Raw genomic sequence first — 26,129 nt, forward strand, 5'->3', positions numbered from 1 at the left:
TTTTAGTTCTTTTTTAGTGTGAAGAAAAAGTTGTGCCTACATTTGGTTCACTTTCTAGCCAAATATCACCTTCGTGTAGATCGATTATTTTTTTTACGATTGATAAACCAATTCCTGTAGAATCTTTTCTTTTATTTAATGAGTGAAATACCTGAAAAATTTTTTCGTGATACTTTTTTTCTATACCAATACCATTATCTCTTATGAAAAATTGATGGAAGGTGTTTTTATCTTCGTACCCAACTTCTACTAAACCTACTTCTTTATCACAAAATTTAATTGCATTACTAATAAAATTTTGGAATAATTGCTGAAATTTAGTTTTATCTCCTTTTATAACTGGTAAAGTATTAACAACGTTAATAGAAATGTTTTCTGGTACATATAAAAAGCTCTTTAAATCGGATAATGTAACATTTAAATCTACGTCATCGGGAGAAGAAGTATTAGAACCAGCACTAGAATATTCTAAAACATTAGAAATTAATTTTTCCATTGTTTCTAATGTAGTATTAATTAGATTGAAATTTTCGAGTGTCATTTCATCAAATTTCCCTTCATTATCTGTTTTAATCCAAGAAACCAGAGCGTCTATACTTCTTAGCGGAGATTTTAAATCATGCGAAACAATATGTGCATACTCATGCAACTCTTCATTTCTTTTTTCTAACTCTTTTAATATTTTTTCTTTTTGAAGTTCTAATTTTTTAAATTCTGTAATATCTAAGTTGATACCTATAGAACCTACAATTTCACCAGAAAGATTATAATTAGGGGCACCACTTACTAGCCAATGTCTAGTTTCACCAGATTTTGTTTTAACTTTAAGTTCATAAGAATCAGATTCTCCTTTAAGTCTTTTCTTTCTTTTTTCTTTTAACTTTTCTGTATCTACATCAGTTAAAGGAAAATAAATATTACCTTTTTGACCTATTAATTCTTCTTTTGAATAACCGAGACATATCTACAAAACTTTGATTTACCATCAAAATTTCATTATCTGTATTTATCTCTATTAAACCTAGATTCATGTTAGCAATTATATTGCTATACTTTGCTTTTTGAGCTTCTAAACTTAAACTATAATTTTTCTCTAAAGTAATGTCTCTAAATGTCCATAAAAAACCATTTAGATTTCCGAAACTATAATTGGCATATAATTTCTTTCTAAAACTGTTCCATCCTTCAATTCTAAATGATCTCCAAAAACTGCAGTTTTGTTAGAAACTATTTCAATAATTCGGTTTTCAAATTCATCAGGCTTTTTAAAGAGTGTTTTTATTTCATCTAAAGCCCAATCACTGTTTTTACCATACAAATCTTCTGGACTCTCATCAATTTTAAATAGTTGACAAAATTTATTATTTGTTAGAGAGATTTTTCTGTTTTCATCTTCTAAAATAATTCCACTATTTAAATTTAAAACTAAAGCAGATAGTCTATTTTTAGACTCTAATAATTTTTCATCTGCAGCTCTTTTCTCTGTAATATCTCTTACAATACCTTGTGCACCAATAGGTTGTTTTTCTTTATTATAGATGATACTAGCATTAATCTGAACCCATTTTATTTGCTTAGATTTTGTGTAAATCCTAGATTGATAATTCTTAAAAAAACCTTTGGTTAGTAAATCAAAAAGAAGATATTGCATATTCCATATCTTCTTTATAAACTAAATCTTTAACGTTTAAGGTTTCATTATTAATATCATAACCAAAAAGATGTATTGCAGGTTCATTAAATTTGACAACTTTTCCACTGAGATCCATTACAACAAATGCGTCTACAATATTTTCGAAAACACCCTCTAATTGTATAGATTTTTCATCTAATAATGTTTCTAATTTTGTGTTAGTATCTTTTAACTTTTCAGATACAAAATATAAATCTCTAGATTTATCTTCTAGAATTTTTTCTGCTGCTTTTCTTGCAGATTTCTCTCTTTTGAGAGCTCTTTCTAATATGTCAATTTTTTCTTGACTCATTAATTTTTATTAATAAGAAATTTAACTACCGTACCATCTTCCTTTATTTTTTCTAAAACAATATTTGCTGTAGAATTAAAGTGTTCGAAAGTTTTATTCATTAAACCAAGACCAAAATGATGCATAGCTCTACTAGATTTATAAATTAAAACTAAAGAATCTTCAGTTTTTTCTTCTACTATAAAAGTAGGGAGCTCTGCATCCGGGTAAATTTTTCTAACTTCTATATGAATATGATCTTCTATTGAAGAAATCATTTCTATGGGATCTTTGTAGGTTGCTAGTAAACCAGGGTAACTATTTTCTATAACACTAAAAAAGTGTTCTGCGTAAACTAACAATAAGTTATCAATAGATATATTAGTGTTTTCACTTAAGTGTTTTAGTAGTTGTAACATTTCAGAAAAACTATACGTACCAATAGACGTATAAATACCTTCTGATTCTAATGTTGACTGCGAAATAATCTTATCAACCATTTCAATACCAAACTTTTCTTCAACTAAATCTAAGAATTCAGTGAAAACAATACCTTTCATAACTAATATTTTTTAATTCATTAACGCTCCAATAATTTAATACAGTTTCTATTTTTTTAACGTAATCGTCATATTTTAAGGGTTTTAGCATATATCCGAAACCCCTATACTATAACATTCTTCTAAATCTTTTTGATTGTCTGAAGTCGTTAAAATTACTGTAGGAATATGTTTAATTTCATCATTACCTTTTAGAATTGTAAGAAATTCTATTCCACTTAATTTTGGCATGTTTAAATCTAATAAAATTAAATCAGGAAATTTACTTTTATCTTCTAAAATTTCTAATGCCTCTTCTCCGTTTTTTGCTACTGTAATATTGTGTGTTAATTCTAATAATGAAATAGTTCTTTTCATTTTCATTATTTCGATTAAATTATCCTCTATTAACAGTATATTAATTTGTTTACCCATGATTAATTTACCTTGATTTTAGACAAAAATAATCTAATAAAGAGTTGTTAACTTTTATAGTAGGCCAAACAGATTTATCTGTAGACAATATACAAAAAAGTATAGATGAATGGTAATAAAATTTTATTAAGCGATAATTTGCTCAAAATAGTTGAAAATTTCTCCTCTAGATATAGATCCTCCTTTTTCAATTAAATCAAATATTTCGCTATTTCTCTCTGTATTGTATTCTTTATCTCCAGTAAAAATATCTACAGAATTGTCTAAAGGATTTTTCATTAACCACTCAAAACCTTCTTGCTCTAGTAAATTAATGTCCCAATTTATTTTTATGGCAATTCTTTTAATTTTTTTCATCACATTTAAAAAGGTTTACAGCTGTTTTAGAATAATGTTCTACAAACTTCGTTTTTGTTAAAACATCATCCCATACAATATCAGAAAAAACATTCATTTCTTCTTCTGCAATTTTTGGTTTTTCTTCCTTAATTTGATTCCATTCTTTAACATCTATACTTTGCGAAGCTAAAAATCTAGCAAATTCTTCATGTAAACTTTCAAACTGTTCTTTAGTAAGTTGTCTATATTTCATAATATTATATATAAAAAAAACCGCCCATAATTGGGCGGTTCAAATATCTTAATTCTTAATTGATTTAGAAAATATAACGTAAACCAATTTGAGCTTGCCATCTTGATAATAATGAAGATGAGTAACCAAAAGTTGTTTGTTGATTTTCATCAAAAGTATAAACTGGGTCACCAGCATTATCAAAACTAACACCAATTGGTTGTACACTGTTTGGTTGCTGAATTAAACCCCATTTAGAGTTTAATAGATTACCAAAGTTTAAAATATCTACACTAAACTGAACAGTATTTGTTTTACCATTACCAACGTTTATGTTTAAATCTTGTAATAATTTGATATCCCATTTTCCTCTCCAAGGTGCCAAGGCTCCGTATCTTTCTGCATATTCTCCTCTTCTACCGTTTAAGTAATCATCTTGCTGAATGTAGTTTTCGAAAGCAGTAGCTTGTCCTGCTCCGAGAATTGCATTTGTGTAACTTCACTAGTTGTTGGAATGTAAATTAAATCGTTTCCGGCTGCACCGTCTCCGTTAATGTCTCCACCATATGTGTAGTTAAATCTTCCACCTTGTGCATATTCAAAAAATGCAGATAAAGTAGTAGACCATTTGTCATTTCCGTAAGTCCACTTTTTACTAGCAACACCAACTATACGATGTGTATCACCATATTTAGAATAACTTAACTGCTCGTCGTTTACATTATTTAATGCTGGATTAAATGCAAATGCATCACCTGTAATTTCTGCTTCGATAGAGTTTACATCTTTAGCATTTAAATAATTATAAGCAATAGTTGTATACAAACCATTATCAAAAGTTTTTTGAGCTTTAAAAGAAGCATTCCAAATTCTACCTTTGTTTGAGTTAGTTAAAGTATATGCGTTAGCATTTCCTAAGAAAGAAGTTGCATGATCTCCTGCTAAATAAACAGGTCTATTATCTACACCACTTAAAGTGCCGAAGGTGTTTTTAATCCCCAATTTTGTACATGAACACCGTTAATGTCTTTCGTGTAAGAAACATCTGTAGTTAAAACTACTCCGTTTTCTAAACGTTTATCAATACCAATATTTGTTCTCCAAACTTGTGGAAATTTAAAATCTGGATCTACAACTTGATAAAAGAATACGTCAGAACCACTTACTTGGTTTCCAATCCATACAAACGGTAAACGACCTGTAAATAATCCTGTTCCACCTCTAATTTGTAAACTAGAATCTCCTTTAGCATCCCAGTTAAAACCAACTCTTGGCGAAATTAACCATTGGTTAGACGGCATTTCTGTAGAATCAAATACGTAAGGATTTCCTGTCTCTGGATCTGTATATTCTATTCCTGGTACAAACCATTCTGAATTTTCTGTATCTATAAATTTTTGAGCTAATTCTGATGTATTAAAGAATAAAGGTTTATCAAATCTTATACCGTATGTAAGTTTAAAATTGTTATTAACTTCCCATTCATCTTGAACATAAAAAGCTAATTGGCCAAAATTCATTTCAGCTAAATTCCATCCACCATCTACTCCTTCACCTAAATTATTTTTAGTATTAAAAGTAGTCTGAGCATTTGCCAATGCATTGGCGTAATTATTTGCATCAAAATTATTAATATCAACATTTCCAAAAACATCAAAACCATAACCTTTTAAGTTAAACGAGTTTTTAAACATAAATTTTTCGAAAGAAAAACCAACTGTATAAGTATGATCTCCTTGAAAAAAGTTCATATTATTTGTTAATTGAAATACTTTTTGATCTAATCTATTGTTAATAGAAAAAGGTTCATGACCAGCTATAATATATGGCGAACCATTTTTATAAATATTGATTACTGGTGCTGGAGCAGAAAAAGGATCTCTTGAATCTTCAAAATGAGAATATCCTAATTGTAACTTATTTGTAGTATTTTCTGTTAAATTAGAATTCAATTCAAATTGAAAAGAATTTAATTTATTATTAATTCTATATCCTGAGTTTTGAAATTGTAAAGTGTTAAAATCTGCCCACGTCTGTTAATTGCAGTTGGATGCGCAGGTTTATCTTTAGAGGCATTTAAGAAATTATAAATAAAAGCAACTCTATTGTTTTCATTTACATTCCAATCTAATTTAAAAATACCTTTCGTAGATTCTGTATCGTGTGTAAAACCTTCGTAACTACCAGTATCATAACCAATACCAGCAAGAGCGTTTTTAACATTGATTAAATCTTGCTCTAAAACTCTAGATTCATTTATTAAACCAGAACCTCTATTTGGTAACCAATTTTGTCCTAAATCTACACGTTCATCTTTTTCAAAATTTGCAAAAAAGAATAATTTATTTTTTACTATTGGTCCACCAATACTAACTCCGTATTGATTTTGAGTTAATTCCGGCACAAAAATATCTTGACCATTGACTTTACTACCCGTTAAATCTTCATTTCTATAAAAACCATAAACAGTACCTGTAAATTCGTTTGTACCACTTTTAGTTACTGCATTTACAGAAGCTCCTGTAAAACCGAGATAATGTTACATCGTAAGGCGCTGTTGATACAGAAACTTGATCAATTGCATCTAAAGAAATTGGTTGTGCACCTGTTTGTCCTCCTGGAGTTGGCGCATCTAATCCGAATGGATTGTTAAAAATTGCTCCGTCTAAAGAGAAGTTATTAAACTGATCATTTCTACCACCAAAAGAATTTCCACTAGCCGAAGGCTCTAAACGTGTAAAATCTGCAGTAGATCTAGAAATTGTAGGTAATGTTTTTAATTGCATAGCAGAAACACTTGTTTGTGCACCCGTTCTATCGCTATTAAAAGTTTTGTTTTTTGATGAAGAAATTACTATTTCATCTAATGATTGCCCTTCTTCTGCTAACTTACCATCGATGTTAGTAGTTTTTCCAAGTAGTAAAAATACGTCATTAACTTCTTGAGTTTTAAATCCTAAATAACTAAATGTTATTTTGTAAGGACCACCTACTCTTAAATTTAATACTGTATACCTACCATTGTCTTGAGCGGTTGTACCAGTTAAAGTTCCTGTTGGTACATGTAATACCGAAATGGATGCACCAAATAATGGTTCTCCTGTAACATCTGTTACAATTCCTTTAATCTTTGATGAAGTAACTTGAGCGTTTACGCTAATTACTGCAAATAAAAATAAAGAAAGCACTAAAATAAATTTTTGCTTCATTTTGTATAATTTGAGTTTACATCTCAAAAATAAAACAAATAAAAAGCATCTACTTATAAAGTAGATGCTTTTTTTAACAATATGTTAACATTTTAGTTACTCTGCTACTACTTCAAAAGTAATATCAGCAACAACTGCTCTGTGTAATCTTACAGCAGCTTCGTATTTTCCTAATCTTTTAACATTACCACCAGTAACTTTGATAAATTTCTTATCAATATCTGTACCAGCTTTAGCTAATGCTGCAGCTAAATCTATGTTGTTTACAGAACCAAATAATTTGTCTCCAGATCCAACTTTAGATGCAATCTTAATTTCATATCCTTTAATTGTTTCTGCAATTGCATTTGCATCTTCAACTAATTTAGCTTCTTTAAAAGCTCTTTGTTTTAAATTCTCTGCTAAAACTTTCTTTGCAGATGAAGTAGCTAAAACTGCTTGTCCTGTAGGGATTAAAAAGTTTCTACCGTAACCGTTTTTCACAGATACAACATCATCTTTAAATCCTAAATTTTCTACGTCTTGTCTTAATATCAATTCCATGTCTCTACTTCTTTATTATTTTAACAAATCTCCAACGTAAGGCATTAACGCTAAATGACGCGCTCTTTTTATTGCTTGTGCAACTTTACGTTGATACTTTAATGAAGTTCCTGTTAAACGTCTTGGTAAAATTTTACCTTGTTCATTTACTAAATACATTAAGAAATCTGCATCTTTATAATCGATATACTTGATACCTTTCTTTTTAAATCTACAGTATTTTGCTTCTTTTTTTGTATCTATATCTAATGGCGTTAAATATCTAACGTCAGCAGATTTACCACCTTTTGCTTGTTGTTCTATTGATGCCATTTCTTATTTTTTACTAGATTTAACACGTTCAGTTCTAACTTTTGCCCAAGCTGCAGCATGTTTGTCTAATTTAACAGAAAGGTAACGCATAACGCTATCATCTCTTCTAAATTCTAACTCAAATGCAGCAATTTCTTCTCCAGCTACTTTGTACTCGAATAAGTGATAAAAACCACTTTTCTTTTTTTGGATTGGATACGCTAATTTTTTTAAGCCCCAATCTTCTTTAGAAATCATTTCGGCACCTCTAGAAACCAAATAGTCATTAAACTTTTGTACTGTTTCCTTTATCTGAGTATCAGATAAAACGGGATTCAAAATGAAAACAGTTTCGTAATGATTCATAAATTAAATATTTATTGTTTATTTTTAAGGGTGCAAATATAGTAACTTTTTAATTATTAGCACTAATAATATTGAAATGTTTATTTACAATCTTTTTTAAGATAATTTTAAAGATTAAAAGCTTCGTTTATTTCTTTATAAACAACGTCTCCTTTTACAATACTTAATCCTTTAGATAAGTTTTGATCTTCTTCGCATGCTTTTTCCCAACCTTTATTAGCTAGGTTTAGAACAAATGGTAAAGTTACGTTTGTTAATGCCATTGTAGATGTGTAAGGTACAGCACCTGGCATATTTGCTACACAATAATGTACAACATCATCAATAATATATGTAGGATCTTCATGTGTTGTAGCTTTTGTAGTTTCAAAACAACCACCTTGATCTACTGCAACGTCTACAATAACGGTACCTGGTCTCATTTCTTTTAGCATATCTTTGGTAATTAATTTAGGCGCTTTACCTCCTTTAACTAAAACACCACCAACAATTAAATCATGGGTTTTAATTAATTGTCTAATACTATATTCACTAGAAAAAGCGGTAGTGACATGATTAGGTAATACATCATTTACGTAACGTAGTCTTTTCATGTTGATATCCATAATAGTTACATGAGCACCTAAACCTGCAGCCATTTTTGCAGCTTGCACACCAACAACTCCTGCACCTAAAATTAAAACCTTACCAGGTTTTACACCCGGAACTCCTCCTAATAAAATACCACGTCCTTTAATTGGTTTTTCTAAATATTTAGCACCTTGTTGTATTGCCATTCTTCCGGCAACTTCAGACATTGGTGTTAAAAGTGGTAATGTACCGTCATTATCTTCTACAGTTTCATAAGCTATACAAATTGCTTTGCTTTTGATCATAGCAAGTGTTAACGGTTCGCTAGATGCAAAATGAAAATAAGTAAATACTATTTGGTTTTCTTTAATTAAAGGATATTCTGATGCAATTGGTTCTTTAACCTTTACAATCATTTCACTTTTACTGTAAACTTCTTCTATGGTTTCTAGAACTGTAGCACCAACTTCTAGATAATCTTTATCAAAAAAACCACTTCCTTCTCCTGCTGTAGATTGCACAAAAACTGAATGATTTCTTTTTGTAAGTTCAAAAACACCTGCAGGTGTCATACCTACTCTACTTTCGTTGTTCTTAATTTCTTTAGGAATTCCAACTATCATTTTGCTTAATTTAGATATTTTAAGCGAGTAAATTTAGTTTGATTTTTTTGATATTTGAAACAAAATTTGATATTGTATAATTTTTATGAGATTACTAATTAAGGCTCTTAATAATTAAATTTTAATAATTAATCTTTAATAATTCCCTAAATCAATAAAAAAGTCAGCTCAAATGAGCTGACTTTTTTATTATCAATTATAATTTTTATGATTTCTTAGTTTAAATCTAAACGAAGTCCCATAGAAATATTTCTTGTTTCAGTGTCTTTAAATAATGGATTTAAATCGTATTTTAAATACAAACTTGTAGATTTATAACCAACATAAGCACTTAATCCGTAGTTTACTGTATTCATGTTATAATTGTTAAACTGAATTTCTTGCACTTTAACATTTCTATCATCTTCATATTCTAAGTATTGTCCGGTACCTAATTTAACACCAACAAAACCACCTAAACCTGCTCTTAAACCTCTGTTTGTTCTATCATAAACAAAACCATCTTTATATTTTTTGTTTTTAGAAAAATCCCATTCGAAATGCATAGGAATATTCATTTGAACATGTCTTAGCCTACTTTCGATTAAATTATTAGGAAATACTACAATATCTGTTCTATCTCCGTTTTTAATATGAGATTGATTGTTATCTAACCTTAAGTTATTCCAAAGAAAAGAAAGACCATATTTAAAGTATACTTGCGAAGCTTCTTTTGTTAATCTTGTTTTCCATGTAAAACCAATTTCATAAAAATGAGATTGCCAAAATTTATATTCAGAATCGCTTAAAGAACTAAATTTATGATCTTCTAAAACATTGTTTACACCTAAAGCAAATACAAATTGGCTTGTAGTTCTTCTATTATTTTTTCCGTCTCTTCGCCATCTTCTCTCTTTTCTTTCTCTATCTAAATCATTCTCGTCATTAACATCTTTGGTGTTTATTGAAAAACGAAAAGTTTTGTTACCTACTTTAAAAGTGTTTACATCTTCTTCATTTAAATCGCTATCGTCTGCACTAATAATTTTTCCATTTGTTTTTTCTTGAACAAGTACCTGTAATAATTGTTCTTGTTTACTAACTTGTTCTTCTATTTGTTTAGCATGATACTTAGCAACATCTTTCTTTAAATTATCTGCTGTTTCTTTTGTAATTTCTCCTTTTTCTAATCTTTTATCAATTGCAATAACTTTTACTTTTAAAGAATCTTTTTGATTTTTTGTAATTTCTTCTATCTTTTTTGATATTTTTCTTACTTCTTTTTCAAAAGTTCTTTTTCTTGACCAAATGTTGTTATCGACAACATTAAGAGGAATATGATTGTAATTTTTTTCATTATAAATTGTTTTATCAGGTTTGTTTTTTTATTTAATTGTTTCGACTAGCAATTGCAGTAGCAATGTTAGATATTTTTTCTTTAAAGATTTTAAAAAATTATTTTCAAAAACATCATCATTAATACTTCGCTCTACTTCTGCCAATATAGTTTCTGGATTCACTTTTAAATCAGATTTTATGAGCTCAGATTTAATCGCTTTTAAAAGTTCTTCTTCACTAATATTATTATTTGCGTAATACGCTTCTACTTTTTTACTTTTTGTAGATACAGATTTTAACAAGTCATCTGCATTTACGGTAATACTAAATTTATCTTTGTTCAAATCAGAACTAGGGTTTACTTCATTTTTTGCAACTACATTATTTGTTGTTCTTGTTATTTTATCTACTAATGATGATGCTTTCTCTTTATTTTTTTAATATTTAACTGAACAATTTTAGTACTATTATTTGTTTTGATACGATTGCTATTATCAATCTTTTTGGTTTTTTCGGTATAGATTTTTCGTTTTTTACAATTGCTTTTTCTACTGAAACTTCATTAAAATGTTCTTCTATATTTTTAATAATATTTACAGTATCTATAACTTCTTCTACAATAATTGTATCGTTTTTAATGATGATGTCTTCATCAGAAAAAATAAAAAATCCTATCGAAATTATTACGATAATACTTGCAGCATAACCTATATAAAAAAACCAACCTTTCTTTTTTTGCTTTGGTTCTTCATCTAATTTTGTAGATAAACGTTCCCAAGCCGAAACCGATGGTTCTAAAGTTCTATTTGCAAACTTTTCTTTTACGCTATTGTCTAACTTATTTGTTTTCATGAATTACTTTATTCATTTTTTTATAATTTTCTTGCAATAATTTACGTGCTTTAAATAATTGCGATTTTGATGTGTTTTCTGAAATATCTAATTTTTTTGCAATTTCAGAGTGTTTATATCCTTCGATAGCAAATAAATTAAATACCATTTTATAACCTTCGGTAATTTGTCTATTAATTTCTGAATATCTTCTACCGAAGTATTTTCTAAACTTTCTGTTGCTGCATCGTTAAACACAAAATCTTCATCAGATACATCTACAAGGTTCTTTTTTCTGAGATAAGAAATGCACGTATTCACCATTATTCTTCGAATCCAACCTTCAAAACTACCTTCATGTTTAAATTTATATAAGTTGGTAAAAACTTTTAAAAAACCTTGCAACATTAAGTCTTCTGCATGATGCATATCTTTTACATATTGCCTACAAACACCCAACATTTTAGGAGAATGTTGCTCGAACAATTGTTTTTGAGCTTCTCTGTTGTTATCAATCGCTTTTTTAATTAACGATTTTTGTTTGTTATGCAATGTTATAATTTTCAAGCCTCTTTTTTCTGTTTTAACTGCCTTACAAATATATAGACTACAAATGTTTTAAAATGGTTGCCTAAAAAAATATAATTATTTAATTATATTAGCTAAAGTTATCAAAATCAGTAGTAAAATATGAGTAATTCTAGAAGAAAATTTATTAAAAATAGTGTTTTATTAAGTGCAAGTATTCCTTTGTTAAGTAGTAGTTTGCTCTCTTGTAGTTCTATTGATAAAAATAAATTATCAATATTAATTCTAGGCGGAACAAGTTTTTTAGGTCCACATCAAATTAAATATGCTTTAGAAAGAGGTCATAAAGTTTCTATTTTTACAAGAGGAAAAACTAAACCAAACGTAAATAAAGAAGTTTTTGATAAAGTTGAACATTTAATTGGTGATAGAGAGAATAATTTATCTGCTTTAGAAAACAAAAAGTGGGATATTGTTATTGATAATTACGGTAAAAAAGCTAAATGGACTCAAAAAACAGCTCAATTATTAAAAGATAATTGTGGTGTTTATGTGTATACATCATCTACAGGAGTTTATTTCCCTTATAAAACTGCAGATATTAAAGAAGACCAAAAAGTTCTTTTAAAAGAACCCGAAGTTATTGAAGACGAAATGCTAAAAATGGAATATTGGTATGGAGTTATGAAAGCTAATTCTGAACAAGAAACCATAAAAGCTTTTGGTAAAGAGCGTTCTATAATTGTAAGACCAACTTACATGTTTGGTCCTGGTGATAAAACAGATAGATTTATGCATTGGCCTGTTCGATTGGCAAAAGGTGGCGAAATTTTAGTTCCTGGTAAAACAGATGACCCTGTACAATATATTGATGTGAGAGATGTTGCAGAATTTACAATTCGTTTAGCCGAACAAAAATCTGCAGGAACTTACAATGTTGTTGGTCCTTCTGATAAAGAAACCATGCTAGATTTTGTTACCAAAACTCAGCATACTTTTAATGCGGAATCTACTATAGTACAAATTGATGATTATGATTTTCTTAAAAAACATAACGTATTATCTTTAGTACCATGGATTCCTGTTGATGAATACAATTATGGTTCTGCAAGAGTTAGTAATACTTTAGCTATAAAAAATGGTTTGACATTTAGAGACACAAAAACATCTATAAAAGAAACGCACAATTGGTGGTATTCTGATAATTTAACGGATGAAAGACGTGCAAAATTTGAGCAAAAAGAAGATTCTGTTTTAGTTAAGGAAAAAGAAATTATTGCAGATTGGAAAAATATATCAAAATTATAATTTCAAAGAAATCTTACTCTTTTCTAATTCTTTATCAAACAATTCTTTGGTAATTTCTGTTTTATAAAAAGGTACCATTTGTTTTAATTTTTCTTTTCCTTCGGATGAATTCATCAATTCGGAAACGCTTTTTCGATTACTTCTAACATTATAGAAGTTGCTGTTGATGCTCCTGGTGAAGCACCTAACAAACACGTAATACTTCCATCTTTACTAGAAATTACTTCTGTGCCAAATTGTAATTTTCCGCCTTCAAATTCATCCTTTTTGATAATTTGAACTCTTTGTCCTGCTTTTACAACTTCCCAATCTTCATCTTTGGCATCTTTTACAAACCTTCGTAAAGAATCCATTCTGTCTTCTTTACTCATTAAAACTTGCTCTATTAAATATTGAGTTAATGGTAAATTGTGCCAAAAAGCACCAAACATAGAAGGAATATTATCAAACTGAATAGACTTAAACAAGTCTAAATGAGAACCTTCTTTTAAAAATTTAGGACTAAAACCAGCAAAAGGCCCAAACATTAATTGACGTTTTCCATCAATAAAACGCGTATCTAAATGTGGTGTAGACATTGGTGGATCTCCAAGACCAGCTTTAGAATATACTTTTGCATTATGTTGCTTAATAATTTCTTCGTTTTTACAAACCAGCCATTCTCCACTTACAGGAAAACCTCCATAACCTTCTTTCTCGTCAATTTCTACTTTCTGTAGTAATAATAAACTGCCGCCTCCTGCTCCAATAAAAACATGTTCTGCTTCTAATTGATGTATTTTTTTTGTTTTTAAATTCTTTATTTCTACAGTCCAATCTAAATCTGTATCAGGATCAATATCTAATACTTCCATATTACAATGCACTGGTGTATCAAATTCTTTTTCTAAAATTGAAAATAGTTTCTCTGTTAAAACTCCGTAATTCATTTCTGTTCCTCTATCAATTCTAGAGGCTGCCATTACTTCACTTTCATCTCTATTTTCTGTAATTAAAGGAAACCATTCCTTCATCTTTTCTTTTTCTCTTGTAAATTCAATAGAATCGAACATAAAATGTTCTTTAAAAGCCTTAAATCTTTTATCTAAATAATCGGCATTTTCTTTACCTAAAACCCAACTATGATGTTTAACTGAAGCAATAAATTCTTCTGGATTTTCTAAGAAACCTTCTTTAGTTAAAAAAGACCAAAATTGTTTTGAAGTTTCGTATTGCGAACAAATATCGATGGCCTTTTTTATAGAGATTGATCCGTCTTTATTTTCTCGGACAATAATTTAATTCACACAAAGCAGAATGACCAGTACCTGCATTATTCCATGCAGCAGAACTTTCTTGAGCAACTTTGTCTAACCTTTCTAAAATTAAAATTTCTTTCTTTGGATCTAAAAGTTTAGTAATTAATGCCAAAGTAGCACTCATAATTCCACCACCAACACATATTAAATCGTATTCTTTTTTTAATTTCATAAAGTTTTTTTAGAATTTACATATTTTAAATTACTAATAAGCATCAACATCTATAATAAACCGAATAGGTCTAAAATCTTTTACAGCTTCAAAGGTATTTCTAATTTTTGTAATCTGATTTTTAGTATTTACCAAACTTTGTTTCGGCGGAATCTTTATTACAATATTTTTAATGTATTGATTTCTTATTCTTGAAACTGCGGGCGCCGTTGGTCCTAAAACATTTTCGCCAAATGAAGTGTACAATGCTTTAAAAAGCCAGTTAACACCAGAATCTACTTTGTTATAATCTTTATGTTTTATCGTAATTTTTATAAGTCTGTAATACGGCGGATATTTATATTGCCAACGTTCTTGCAATTGTTCTTTATACATTTCTGTATAACTTGTAGTAGAAACTTGTTGTAATATTTGGTGATAAGGGTTGTAGGTTTGAATAGCTACATTTCCTTGTTTTTTACTTCTACCTGCTCTACCGGAAACTTGCACCATCATATCGTAAGCGCGCTCATGTGCTCTAAAATCTGGAAATTCAACATGGTATCTGCATTTAAAATTCCGACTAAAGAAACGTTTTCAAAATCTAAACCTTTAGAAAGCATTTGTGTACCAACCAATATATCTATTTCTTTTGCTTCAAAAGCGCCTATTATTTTTTGATAACCGTATTTACCACGTGTTGTGTCTAAATCCATTCTACCAATTTTATAGTCTCGAAATAGTTCTTTCAATTCTATTTCAATTTGTTCTGTACCAAAACCTTTTGTGTCTAAAGTGTTACTACCGCAAGCACCACAACTATTTGGCATTGCTCTTTGGTAATTACAATAATGGCATCTTAATTCGTGCTTGAATTTATGATATGTTAAAGTAACATCGCAATTTGGACATTCTGGTGAAACACCACAAGTTTTACATTCTACAACTGGCGAATAGCCTCTTCTATTTTGAAATAAAATAACTTGTTCTTTCTCTTCTAAAGCTTCTTTTATTAATAAAAGCATTCTATCAGAAAAATGCCCAGTCATTTCTTTTTTCTTATGCTTTGTCTTAACGTCTATAAGCTCTATTTTTGGCAATTGTACATTACCATGGCGTCTATTTAAAGAAACAAAACCATATTTATTTTGAGTAGCATTAAAATAAGATTCTAAAGATGGTGTAGCAGAACCTAAGAGTATTTTTGCCTTATGTATTTTAGCTAAAACAATAGCTGCATCTCTTGCATTGTATCTTGGTGAAGGCTCGAATTGTTTATAAGAAGTTTCGTGTTCTTCATCTACTACAATCAATCCTAAATTAGAAAAAGGTAAAAAAACAGAGGATCTAGCACCTAAAACGATTCTTGCTTTAGGCTTGTTATTTAAAACATTATTCCATACTTCTACTCTTTCGTTTATAGAATATTTAGAATGAAATACAGAAATTTGTTCGCCAAAATAAAATTGCAAACGTGTTATAATTTGTGTTGTCAATGCAATTTCTGGTAATAAAAATAAAACCTGTTTGCCTTGATCTAAAACTTCTTGAATTAGCTTTGTATAAACTTCTGTTTTACCAGAACTTGTAACACCATGTAAAAGTGTAACATCTTTATCTTTAAAAGTTTCTTTTATTTCTAAAAGTGCTTTCGATTGGAACTCATTTAATACTTTTAAATCGTTTGTATCTCCTTTAAACTGAACTCTATCAGTTTGAATGTGATAAAACTCAAAGATATTTTTATCTACTAAAGATTTTAATATTGATGAAGAAACATTTGCAGACGTTTCTAAATCTTTAGATTTTATAGGTTTTTTTGATGTCGCTAATTGAAAGAAGATTAAAACAGCTTCTCGTTGTTTTTTTGCTCTAGATAAATCTTCTAATAATTTGTTTAAAGCAGTATCTGAATTATAAGTAGAATTTAATCGTACATATTTTACTAATTTGGGTTTATATTGCTCGTAAATTTCTTCTTTAACATAAATGGCAGATTTTTTTATTAAAGAATTTACAATTGGCATTACCTTCTTTTTACCAAGAATAGCAACTACTTGATGTATTGTTAATTGAGATTGATGATGTAGCGCTTCGAAAATTAAAAACTCATCATCTGCTAAAATAGTATCGTCTGTAAAAGCCTCGTTTTTAAAAAGTATTGTTTCACTTTCTAATAAAAAAGCCGATGGTAGCGATGCTCTATATACATCTCCCAAAGAGCACATGTAATAATTAGCAATCCACTGCCAATGTTGCAATTGTAGCTCATTTACAATTGGTGTTTCATCTAATATCTGATGAATTTCTTTAGCTTCATATAATGTAGGTGCATTGTTATGAATATTAAAAACCAAACCTGTATACATTTTGGTTTTACCAAAAGATACCGCTACTCGCATACCTTTTTGTAAGAAATTGGCTTCATCTTCTGTAACCAAATAAATAAATGTCTTCTGAATAGGAATTGGTAAAATAACGTCTATAAAATGCATAGAATCTAGAATTCGCTAATTATAATTTAATTATTACTATAGCATCAAAACTAATAAAAAATAGAACTAAAATAAGAAAGCAATTCCTTTTTTTAATTCTAAATTTTACTGTTTAATATGTTTAGCCCTGATTGTAGCGTTTGTTTGAGCTCTTTTTGAGTTACGAAAAAAAGCGAGTGCGAAAAGCAGGAAATAGCTTCTAAAAATTAATTTTCAGAAGTGTCTTCTTGTTTACGTTCTTTAAATTTACGGGTTCCTTCGTACAATTCGTATTTCACAAATTTACAATCTAAATCTCCGTTTTTAAGAGCAATTCTCTTAGAGGTTCTTAAACCTACACATTTTAGAGCATCTGTATCTGATGTGATTAACCAAGCCGTAGAACCAGGATAATTGTGTTTTAAAGTGTCACCAATTTTTTTGTAAAACTCTTCTGTATCGATGTTTAATCTTTCGCCATATGGCGGATTGAATAGAATTGTTGTGTTACCAAAAACTTCTTTTGTTGAATTAAAAAAGTTTACATGATGTACACCTATAAACTCATCTAAATTTGCACTTTCTATATTTGCTTTTGCTTTTTGAACTGCAGATGGCGCTTTATCGAAGCCCATTATTTTAAAGTGAGAACTTCTAATTTTCTTTAACAATGCATCTTGAATGGTAAAGTACAAATCTTCATCATAATCTTTCCAATGTTCAAAAGCAAAGAGTTTTCTGTTAATATTTGCCGGAATATTATTGGCAATCATTGCTGCTTCTATTAAAATTGTACCAGAACCACACATCGGATCAATAAAGTTCTCATCACCTGTATAACCAGATAATAATACCATTCCGGCTGCTAAAACTTCATTAATTGGTGCAATGTTAGTAGCGGTTCTATAACCTCTTTTATGTAAAGAATCTCCGGATGAATCTAAAGAAACCGTTAACCAATCTTTCTGAATGTGAACATGTACTTTAACATCTGGGTATTTTAAATCTACATTTGGTCTTTTATGATATTTATGACGAAAATAATCTGCAATTGCATCTTTAGATTTTAAAGAAATATAATGAGAGTTCGATGTAAAATTTTTAGAATTTACTACAGCACCAATTGCAAAAGTACCATCGGCATCTAAATAGTTTTCCCATTTTATTTTTTGAATAGCTTCATATAAATCTTCTTCATCATAAATTTTACAAGTTTTTATTGGCTTTAAAATTCTAACAGCCGTTCTTAGAGCGATATTAGCTTTGTACATAAAACCTGTATCTCCTCTAAAAGAAACACTTCTTACTGCTTCTTTAACATCTTGTGCTCCTAATTTTTTAAGTTCGTCTGCCAACACACCTTCTAAACCAAAAAGTGTTGTTGCTGTCATTTTAAAATCTCTATTCATACTTGTAAAATTGTATGCAAAAATACATTTAATTGTTAGAATGATGTTATTAGAATACGGAAGTTTTAAATTAATAATTAAATTATACAATAGACTATTAAGCTTTTAATATTAATTTAAAATACTTTGTTAAAATTTCATTTTACAGAATGTAAGTTTTAGTTACTTTTACAGACTCAAAGCACTTATGAAAACAAAAGATTGGTTTACAGATTGGTTTAATACAAAGTATTACCACATTCTTTACAAGGATAGAAATAACTCTGAAGCACAACTATTTATTAAAAATATTACTACTTATTTAAATATTGATAAGAAAAGTACTGTTTTAGATATGCCCTGTGGTAAAGGAAGGCATTCTGTATATTTAAATTCTTTAGGCTATAATGTAACCGGAGCAGATTTATCTGAAAACAGTATTAAGTACGCAAAAAAGTTCGAAAATGATACGTTAAGTTTTAAAGTACACGATATGCGTGTTAATTTAGACGATACATATAACGCTATTTTTAATCTTTTTACAAGTTTTGGCTATTTTGATGATGATAAACAAGACATTTTAATTCTTAAAAACATTAAAAGTGCGTTAACTAAAAATGGCCTTTTTGTTTTTGATTTTTTAAACGCAAATAAAGTAAAAGCCAATTTAGTTACACAAGAAACTAAAACAGTAGAAGGTATTACTTTTGATATTAAAAGAGAAATCGTTAACGGGTTTATCTTAAAACATATTTCTTTTGTTGCTGATGGTAAAAATCACGCTTATACAGAAAGAGTAAAATTTTTAGATTTAGAAAAAATGACTTCTTATTTAGACGCTGTTGGTTTTACAATTATTGAAACTTTTGGTGATTATAGTTTAAATAATTTTGATGCTAATAATTCTAATAGATTAATTATTGTAGCTAAATGATAAACATCTTATTAATATCTTCTGTTTTAATTGGTTCTTTATTAGTTTTTGTAATAAAACCAAGTACCAAAATAGTTCGATTATTGTTAGCTTTTAGTGGTTCTTACTTGCTTTCTGTAACTATATTACATTTGTTGCCAGAAGTTTATGAAACGACTACAGATCCTAAAAAAATAGGAATTATTATTCTTTTTGGAATAATTTTACAATCGATTTTAGAATCTTTTTCTAAAGGAGCAGAACATGGTCATATTCACATTCATACAGACGGCAAAAAGTTTCCCACCTTATTATTTTTAAGTTTATGTTTACATGCATTTTCCGAAGGTTTGCCTATAAATCATTCTGATGATAATTTGTTATGGGCAATTGTAGTGCATAAAGTACCAATTGCCATTGTACTTACTACCTTTTTAGTAAATACAAAGTACAGTAAAAAAACTATTTTTGGGTTTCTCTTTTTCTTCGGATTAATGAGTCCGTTGGGAGTTTTAATAGGAAATAAAATTGGTTTTTTCACGGATTATTATGCGGAAATTATCGCTTTAATAATCGGAATTTTCTTACACATTTCAACTATTATTCTATTTGAAAGTTCAGAAAATCATAAATTTAATATACAAAAGTTTACAGCAATTCTTTTAGGAATCTTACTTACTATTTTTACGCTATAAAAAAAGCCTATTTCAAAGAAATTAATTCTTAAAAATAGACTTTAAAATAGTGTAATAAAGTTGGTTAATTACCTACTTCATTTATAAATTTTATACGCATTAAACGTAATTCATCCTCATCATAGTCACCATCAAATTCATCTAAAGCTTCTTGTATTTTATCAGTTTCTGCTTCCATGAAATAATCATAGATTTCTTCTTGTTGGTCTTCATCTAGAACATCATCCAAAGCATAATTAATATCTAGCTTTGTACCAGAAAAAATAATTGCTTCCATTTCTTTGATTAGTTCTGTCATTTCTAAACCTTTCGATTTCGAAATATCTTCTAAAGGAAGTTTTCTATCTGTATTCTGAATGATGTATAACTTTATTCCTGAATTTGTACCGGTACTTTTTACTATTAAATCGTCTGGTCTTAAAATTTCATTTTCTGTAACATAATTAGAAATTAATGCTACAAATTCTTTACCAAATTTTCTTGCTTTACCTTCTCCTACTCCATGAACTGTAGAAAGCTCTTCTAAATTAATAGGATATTTTAGAGCCATGTCATCTAATGACGGATCTTGAAAAACAGCAAACGGAGGAACACCTTGTTTATTAGCTACTTTTTTACGTAAATCTTTCAAGAGTTTAACCAATGTAGCATCTGTTGCAGCGCCAGCAGATTTAGCATTTGTAATTATTGTATTGTCATTTTCTTCAGAATATGAATGATCTTCTGTCATCATAAAAGAAACTGGTTTTTCTAAAAAACTTTCTCCTTCTTTAGTTAATTTTACGACTCCGTATTGTTCTATTTCTTTTTTTATAAAGTTTACAACTAAAACTTGTCTAACCAAAGCCATCCAATAAGCTGCTTTTTTCTCTTTACCAATTCCAAAAAATGGTTGTAAATGTGTTTTATGAGAAGTTAACAATGCATTTTCTTTACCTATTAAAGTATTTACAACTTCTTTAGATTTATATTTTTGCATTGTATTTTTAACAACTGATAATAGTTTAATTACATCTTCTTTTGCTTCGTGTTTTTTCTTCGGATTTCTAGAATTATCATCCATATCGGCTCCTTCACCGTTTATTTCATCAAAATCTTCACCAAAATAATGTAATAAATATTTACGTCTATTCATAGAAGTTTCGGCATAACCTACAACTTCTTGTAACAAAGCATGACCAATTTCTTGTTCTGCTACAGGTTTACTAGACATAAATTTTTCTAACTTTTCTATGTCTTTATAAGAATAAAAGGCCAAACAATAACCTTCGCCATCATCTCTACCTGCTCTACCAGTTTCTTGATAATAGCTTTCTAAACTTTTAGGAATATCGTGGTGTATAACAAATCGAACATCTGGCTTGTCAATTCCCATTCCAAAAGCTATGGTAGCAACCACAATATCACAATCTTCCATCAAAAACATATCTTGATGTTTTGCTCTTGTTTTTGCATCTAAACCAGCATGATAAGGAACAGCATTTAAACCATTAACTTGTAATATTTGAGCTACTTCTTCTACCTTTTTTCTACTTAAACAATATATAATACCGGATTTGCCAATTCTTTGTTTAACAAAACGAATGATATCTTTTTCTACTTCTTTGGTTTTTGGCCTAACCTCGTAAAACAAGTTTGGTCTATTAAAAGAAGCTTTAAATCTATTGGCATCTGTTATACCCAAAGTTTTTAAAATGTCTTCTTGTACTTTTTCTGTAGCTGTAGCAGTTAAACAAATAACAGGTACATTATCTATAGCTTTAATTATGTGTTTTAAATTTCTGTATTCAGGTCTAAAATCATGTCCCCATTCAGAAATACAATGCGCTTCGTCTATTGCTACAAAAGAAATTTTTTGAGTTCTTAAGAATAAAACATATTCTTCTTTAATTAAAGATTCTGGTGCTACGTATAAAAGTTTTGTAACTCCGTTAGAAATATCTTCTTTAACTTTTGCAATTTCTGTTTTGTTAAGAGAAGAATTTAATACATGGGCAACACCATTATTTTCTGAAATACCTCTAATGGCATCTACTTGATTTTTCATTAAAGCAATTAACGGAGAAACTACAATTGCTGTACCTTCTTGCATTAATGCAGGTAGCTGATAACATAGAGATTTACCACCTCCTGTTGGCATAATAACAAAAGTATTATTACCATTTACAATACTATTAACAACTTGCTCTTGTAAGCCTTTAAATTTATTGAATCCAAAGAACTTTTTTAGAGGGCTATGTAAATCCATTTATAAAATATTCGTTTAACGTTAAAAACAAAATACAAACCTTTATATAGTTTGATGAAACTATTTTTTGTAGTAAATTTGCCTGTTTCTTATATCTAAAGATATAACTTTTTTTGTTTTAATAAAATACAAAACTATTGAAAAAAATTAATCCAATACTACAAACCGCAAAAGAAACTATCTTATTGGAAAGTAGTGCAATTGCGAATTTAGCAAATTTATTAGATGATAACTTCGAAAATGCCGTTAATTTTATATTAAATGCAAACGGAAGGGTCATAATTACAGGAATTGGCAAAAGCGCAAATATTGCAAACAAAATTGTAGCAACTTTTAACTCTACAGGTACACCTGCAATATTTATGCATGCAGCAGATGCAATTCATGGAGATTTAGGAAACGTACAAGAAAATGATGTAGTTATTTGTATGTCTAAAAGTGGTAATACTCGAGAAATTAAAGTATTGGTTCCGTTAATTAAAAATTATGGTAATAAAATTATTGCTATAACAGGTAACGTTGATTCCTTTTTAGGTAAAAATGCCGATTTCCCTTTAAATACTTTTGTAGAAAAAGAAGCTTGTACAAATAATTTGGCGCCAACAACTAGCACAACAGCACAATTAGTTATGGGAGATGCATTAGCTATGTGCTTGCAAGATTTAAGAGGTTTTTCTAGCAAAGATTTTGCTAAATATCATCCAGGAGGTGCTTTGGGTAAACGTTTATACCTAAGAGTTTCTGACTTAATTGCAAATAATCAGGTTCCTAAAGTGAATAGCACAGATTCTATTGCAAAAGTTATTGTAGAAATATCAGAAAAAAGATTAGGTGTTACAGCTGTTTTAGAAAACGAAACGTTGGTAGGTATTATTACTGATGGCGATATTAGAAGAATGCTTAGCAAAACAACAGACATAAACCATTTTACGGCAAAAGACATTATGGGTAAAAACCCAAAAACTGTCTTAGAAAACGCAATGGCTATCGAGGCTTTAGATAAGTTAGAAAACAATAGTATTACTCAAATTTTAGTAATAAACGATAAAAATGAATATGTTGGTGTTGTACATTTACATGATTTAATTAAAGAAGGAATTTTCTAATGGCAGAAGAACAAAAAGAAATGTCTTTTCTAGGACATTTAGAAGAATTAAGGTGGCATTTGGTAAGAAGTGCATCAGCAATATTTATTATCGGAATTTTATTATTCATTTTTCAGAAAGAAGTCTACGAATACTTTTTACTAGCGCATAGAAAACCAGATTTTATAACCTATCAGGTTTTTTGTGACTTTTTTAATTTCTTAGGATTAGATAGTACTTTTTGTAACGTAAAATTTAATGATAATTTAATCAGTTTAAAACCAACACAACAATTAATGAATGCTATTTGGTCTTCATTAATTTTAGGAATAATACTTGCTTTTCCTTATTTATTATGGGAATTATGGCGTTTTATTGCACCAGGATTAACAGAAAGAGAAATTAAAAATTCGAGAGGGTTTATTTTTATAGCTTCTTTTTTATTTTTCTGCGGAATCGCATTTAGCTTTTATGTAATTGCGCCTATTTCAATTCATTTCTTGTACAATTATCAAATTACAGACTTAATTCAGAATAATTTTACAATGGATTCTCATATTGGTTTGGTAACTAATATGTTATTAGGAATTTCAATTTTATTCGAATTACCTGTTCTAATTTATTTTTTAACTAAAATAGGATTGGTAACTCCGAATTTTTAAAAAATACAGAAAACATGCGTTAGTAGTTGTACTAATATTAGCAGCTATTATTACGCCTCCGAGATATTGCTAGTCAAGTTATTGTAGCAATTCCGATACTTATTTTATATGAAATAAGTATCAAAGTTTCAAAAATGGTGATCAAAAAACAATTAAAAGATGCACAAAAAGTCCAAGAATTTAACGACTACCGTTCTAAAATGAACAAGAAAATTTTAGATTCTGATAATAAAGTAATTAAAAGAATTTTTAATTTAGATACAAATGCTTTTAAAGAAGGGCATTTACCAGTAAAAACAAAAGAACTATTAGGTTTAGTTGCTTCTGCAGTTTTAAGATGTGATGATTGTATTCAATATCATTTAGAATCGGCTAAAGAAAGCGGAGTAACAACAGAAGAAATGATGGAAACAATGTCTATTGCCAACTTAGTTGGTGGTACAATTGTTATACCTCATTTAAGAAAAGCAGTAGAATATTGGGAAATGTTAGATGAAAAAGAGTAACTGTTTAAGATACCTTTAAGAATAACAAAGTAGTTTTTTACTACTTTTAACAAACCCAAAACCTACATATTTAAAATATGATTTTAAGAGCAGATAACATTCAGAAAATCTACGGAAGTAGAAAAGTTGTAAAAGGTATTTCTTTAGAAGTACAACAAGGAGAAATTATAGGTTTATTAGGACCAAACGGTGCTGGTAAAACTACTTCTTTTTACATGATTGTTGGTATGATTAAACCAAATGCTGGTAAAATATTTTTAAATGATGAAGAAATAACCCAAGATGCCATGTACAAACGTGCGCAAAAAGGGATTGGATATTTAGCACAAGAAGCTTCTGTTTTTAGAAAACTTTCTGTAGAAGACAACATTATGTCTGTTTTACAATTTACAGGACGTTCTAAAAAAGAACAAAAGATAAAATTAGAATCTTTAATAGAAGAATTTAATATTGGTCATGTTCGTAAAAACAGAGGTGATTTATTATCCGGTGGAGAAAGAAGAAGAACAGAAATTGCTCGATGTTTAGCTTCAGACCCTAACTTTATTCTTTTAGATGAACCTTTTGCAGGTGTAGATCCTATTGCTGTAGAAGATATACAAAGTATTGTAGCGCATTTAAAAGACAGAAATATTGGTATTTTAATTACAGATCATGATGTACAAGCAACTTTAGCTATTACAGATAAAACGTATTTAATGTACAACGGAAGTATTCTTAAAGAAGGTACACCGAGAAGAACTTGCTGCTGATGAAATGGTAAGAAAAGTATATTTAGGTAAAGATTTTGAGCTTAAAAAACGTAAAGTATTTTAAGACAAACCTTATTCTACAAAAAAAGCATCAATTTAAAATTGATGCTTTTTTTATTTACGCTTTTTTAGAATTTGATATGAGCGATAATAATACATAAATTGTTATTATTAAAGGAATCGATAAATATTGTAAACTGATAATCATTATAATTGATATTAATAAAAATAAATATTTAACGATATTATTTTTGATTGCATAATTTTTAAATTTCAAAGAAAACAAAGGTAGTTCTGCATTCATTAAATAGGTTAATAAAAGTGTAATCGTTATTAAGAAATAATTATTTCTAATAAGATCATTTACAAATTCTAGATCTGAATATTCTAAAATTAATGGTAATGAAATTACAAATAAACTCATTGCAGGTGTTGGTAATCCTATAAAAGATTCAGATTGTCTTGTATCAATATTAAATTTTGCTAATCTGTAGCATGCGCCTAAAGTGAGTATTAAACCAATTAAAGAAACTACATTTAAATGCATACCTTCAAAAGAAGAAGTTTCTGTAAAATGATTAAAAAAAGATGTACCTTTTTCTCCTGAAATCAACTTAAACATTATAATTCCTGGCACAACACCACTAGTTACCATATCTGCTAAAGAATCTAATTGTTTTCCCAATTCTCGCGAAACGTTTAATAATCGAGCAGCAAAACCATCAAAAAAATCAAAAAAGATACCTAAAACCACGAACAAACCTGCAGATACAAAGTTATTATTAACAGCTAAAATGGTTGCAATTGTTCCGCAAAATAAATTACCTAATGTTAGTAAGTTAGGAATGTGTTTTTTCATTAT

At 28.8% G+C, this 26,129-nt stretch carries 19 protein-coding genes and 9 pseudogenes; 7 read left to right on the plus strand and 21 right to left on the minus strand.

Going from position 1 to position 26,129, the window contains the following annotated elements; all coding sequences use genetic code 11:
* Positions 1–13: 13 nt before the first annotated feature.
* From ACZ1HD_RS08500 to ACZ1HD_RS08575, 16 genes and pseudogenes are all read right to left on the minus strand, one after another.
* A complete protein-coding gene (locus ACZ1HD_RS08500; RefSeq protein WP_472689193.1) occupies positions 14–649 on the minus strand; it encodes a sensor histidine kinase in 636 nt (211 codons plus the stop codon).
* A gap of 108 nt (positions 650–757) precedes the next feature.
* A pseudogene (locus ACZ1HD_RS08505) lies at positions 758–964 on the minus strand (PAS domain S-box protein); the annotation flags it as partial.
* A 165-nt stretch (positions 965–1,129) separates the two neighbouring features.
* Positions 1,130–1,651, minus strand: coding sequence for a PAS domain-containing protein (locus ACZ1HD_RS08510; protein ID WP_472689194.1), 522 nt, complete (start codon positions 1,649–1,651; stop codon positions 1,130–1,132).
* Positions 1,632–1,985 carry a PAS domain-containing protein gene (locus tag ACZ1HD_RS08515; RefSeq protein WP_472689195.1) on the minus strand — a complete coding sequence of 118 codons (354 nt, stop codon included), beginning with the start codon at positions 1,983–1,985 and terminating at the stop codon, positions 1,632–1,634. Before ACZ1HD_RS08515 ends, ACZ1HD_RS08510 begins: the two co-directional genes overlap by 20 nt.
* Positions 1,985–2,524, minus strand: coding sequence for a heme NO-binding domain-containing protein (locus ACZ1HD_RS08520; protein WP_077809341.1), 540 nt, complete (start codon positions 2,522–2,524; stop codon positions 1,985–1,987). The genes ACZ1HD_RS08515 and ACZ1HD_RS08520 overlap by 1 nt, the downstream gene beginning before the upstream one ends.
* A pseudogene (locus ACZ1HD_RS08525) lies at positions 2,502–2,938 on the minus strand (response regulator). The gene ACZ1HD_RS08520 and the pseudogene ACZ1HD_RS08525 overlap by 23 nt, the downstream one beginning before the upstream one ends.
* 126 nt (positions 2,939–3,064) lie before the next feature.
* Positions 3,065–3,530, minus strand: a pseudogene (locus ACZ1HD_RS08530) (DUF6495 family protein).
* Between the two features lie 64 nt (positions 3,531–3,594).
* Positions 3,595–6,718 (minus strand): annotated as a pseudogene (locus tag ACZ1HD_RS08535) (TonB-dependent receptor).
* Positions 6,719–6,814: 96 nt separating this feature from the next.
* On the minus strand, positions 6,815–7,261 hold the full coding sequence (rplI, locus tag ACZ1HD_RS08540) for a 50S ribosomal protein L9 (RefSeq protein ID WP_079738883.1): 447 nt from the start codon (positions 7,259–7,261) through the stop codon (positions 6,815–6,817).
* Between the two features lie 15 nt (positions 7,262–7,276).
* On the minus strand, positions 7,277–7,573 hold the full coding sequence (gene rpsR, locus ACZ1HD_RS08545) for a 30S ribosomal protein S18 (protein ID WP_077809345.1): 297 nt from the start codon (positions 7,571–7,573) through the stop codon (positions 7,277–7,279).
* Positions 7,574–7,576: 3 nt separating this feature from the next.
* Positions 7,577–7,918 (minus strand): 30S ribosomal protein S6, encoded by a 342-nt coding sequence (rpsF, locus tag ACZ1HD_RS08550; protein WP_077809346.1) that lies wholly within the window; start codon positions 7,916–7,918, stop codon positions 7,577–7,579.
* Between the two features lie 107 nt (positions 7,919–8,025).
* Positions 8,026–9,111 (minus strand): alanine dehydrogenase, encoded by a 1,086-nt coding sequence (gene ald / locus ACZ1HD_RS08555; protein ID WP_077809347.1) that lies wholly within the window; start codon positions 9,109–9,111, stop codon positions 8,026–8,028.
* A 215-nt stretch (positions 9,112–9,326) separates the two neighbouring features.
* Complete coding sequence (locus ACZ1HD_RS08560; RefSeq protein ID WP_472689196.1) at positions 9,327–9,668, minus strand: hypothetical protein; 342 nt, start codon at positions 9,666–9,668, stop codon at positions 9,327–9,329.
* Positions 9,669–10,475: 807 nt separating this feature from the next.
* Positions 10,476–10,772 (minus strand): hypothetical protein, encoded by a 297-nt coding sequence (locus ACZ1HD_RS08565; RefSeq protein ID WP_472689197.1) that lies wholly within the window; start codon positions 10,770–10,772, stop codon positions 10,476–10,478.
* 100 nt (positions 10,773–10,872) lie between these two features.
* Positions 10,873–11,280 (minus strand): hypothetical protein, encoded by a 408-nt coding sequence (locus ACZ1HD_RS08570; protein WP_472689198.1) that lies wholly within the window; start codon positions 11,278–11,280, stop codon positions 10,873–10,875.
* Positions 11,267–11,826, minus strand: a pseudogene (locus ACZ1HD_RS08575) (RNA polymerase sigma factor). The gene ACZ1HD_RS08570 and the pseudogene ACZ1HD_RS08575 overlap by 14 nt, the downstream one beginning before the upstream one ends.
* 123 nt (positions 11,827–11,949) lie before the next feature.
* Between ACZ1HD_RS08575 and ACZ1HD_RS08580 the strand changes: the two are divergent.
* Entirely contained in the window at positions 11,950–13,095 is a 1,146-nt protein-coding gene (locus tag ACZ1HD_RS08580) for an NAD-dependent epimerase/dehydratase family protein (RefSeq protein ID WP_472689199.1), read from the plus strand.
* On the opposite strand, the pseudogene mqo reads toward ACZ1HD_RS08580, so the two are convergent.
* The 3 genes and pseudogenes from mqo to ACZ1HD_RS08595 form a co-directional block, all read right to left on the minus strand.
* Positions 13,090–14,565, minus strand: a pseudogene (gene mqo / locus ACZ1HD_RS08585) (malate dehydrogenase (quinone)). The gene ACZ1HD_RS08580 and the pseudogene mqo sit on opposite strands and share 6 nt — an antisense overlap.
* Positions 14,566–14,598: 33 nt before the next feature.
* Positions 14,599–17,039 (minus strand): annotated as a pseudogene (gene priA, locus ACZ1HD_RS08590) (replication restart helicase PriA).
* Positions 17,040–17,245: 206 nt separating this feature from the next.
* On the minus strand, positions 17,246–18,427 hold the full coding sequence (locus ACZ1HD_RS08595) for a THUMP domain-containing class I SAM-dependent RNA methyltransferase (RefSeq protein WP_472689200.1): 1,182 nt from the start codon (positions 18,425–18,427) through the stop codon (positions 17,246–17,248).
* A gap of 187 nt (positions 18,428–18,614) precedes the next feature.
* Here ACZ1HD_RS08595 and ACZ1HD_RS08600 point away from each other — a divergent pair, with 187 nt between their 5' ends.
* Positions 18,615–19,340, plus strand: a complete 726-nt coding sequence (locus ACZ1HD_RS08600; RefSeq protein ID WP_472689201.1) for a class I SAM-dependent DNA methyltransferase — start codon at positions 18,615–18,617, stop codon at positions 19,338–19,340.
* A complete protein-coding gene (locus tag ACZ1HD_RS08605) occupies positions 19,337–20,014 on the plus strand; it encodes a ZIP family metal transporter (RefSeq protein WP_472689202.1) in 678 nt (225 codons plus the stop codon). The genes ACZ1HD_RS08600 and ACZ1HD_RS08605 overlap by 4 nt, the downstream gene beginning before the upstream one ends.
* 64 nt (positions 20,015–20,078) lie before the next feature.
* Here the strand turns inward: ACZ1HD_RS08605 and ACZ1HD_RS08610 are convergent, their stop codons facing one another.
* Complete coding sequence (locus ACZ1HD_RS08610) at positions 20,079–22,262, minus strand: ATP-dependent DNA helicase RecQ (protein ID WP_079738894.1); 2,184 nt, start codon at positions 22,260–22,262, stop codon at positions 20,079–20,081.
* 137 nt (positions 22,263–22,399) lie between these two features.
* On the opposite strand from ACZ1HD_RS08610, the gene ACZ1HD_RS08615 reads away from it, so the two are divergent.
* From ACZ1HD_RS08615 to lptB, 4 genes and pseudogenes are all read left to right on the plus strand, one after another.
* The gene (locus tag ACZ1HD_RS08615; RefSeq protein ID WP_472689203.1) at positions 22,400–23,368 is read left to right on the plus strand and encodes a KpsF/GutQ family sugar-phosphate isomerase; all 969 of its coding nucleotides are present in this window, start codon (positions 22,400–22,402) and stop codon (positions 23,366–23,368) included.
* Positions 23,368–24,179 (plus strand): annotated as a pseudogene (gene tatC, locus ACZ1HD_RS08620) (twin-arginine translocase subunit TatC); the annotation flags it as partial. The gene ACZ1HD_RS08615 and the pseudogene tatC, both read left to right, overlap by 1 nt.
* Positions 24,180–24,209: 30 nt before the next feature.
* Positions 24,210–24,515, plus strand: a complete 306-nt coding sequence (locus ACZ1HD_RS08625) for a carboxymuconolactone decarboxylase family protein (RefSeq protein ID WP_472689314.1) — start codon at positions 24,210–24,212, stop codon at positions 24,513–24,515.
* 77 nt (positions 24,516–24,592) lie between these two features.
* Positions 24,593–25,331: pseudogene (gene lptB / locus ACZ1HD_RS08630) on the plus strand (LPS export ABC transporter ATP-binding protein).
* A 54-nt stretch (positions 25,332–25,385) separates the two neighbouring features.
* Here lptB and ACZ1HD_RS08635 read toward each other — a convergent pair.
* A complete protein-coding gene (locus tag ACZ1HD_RS08635) occupies positions 25,386–26,126 on the minus strand; it encodes a CDP-alcohol phosphatidyltransferase family protein (RefSeq protein ID WP_472689204.1) in 741 nt (246 codons plus the stop codon).
* Between the last annotated feature and the right edge of the window lie 3 nt (positions 26,127–26,129).

The sequence above is a fragment of the Polaribacter sp. HA6-7 genome, assembly GCF_055693625.1.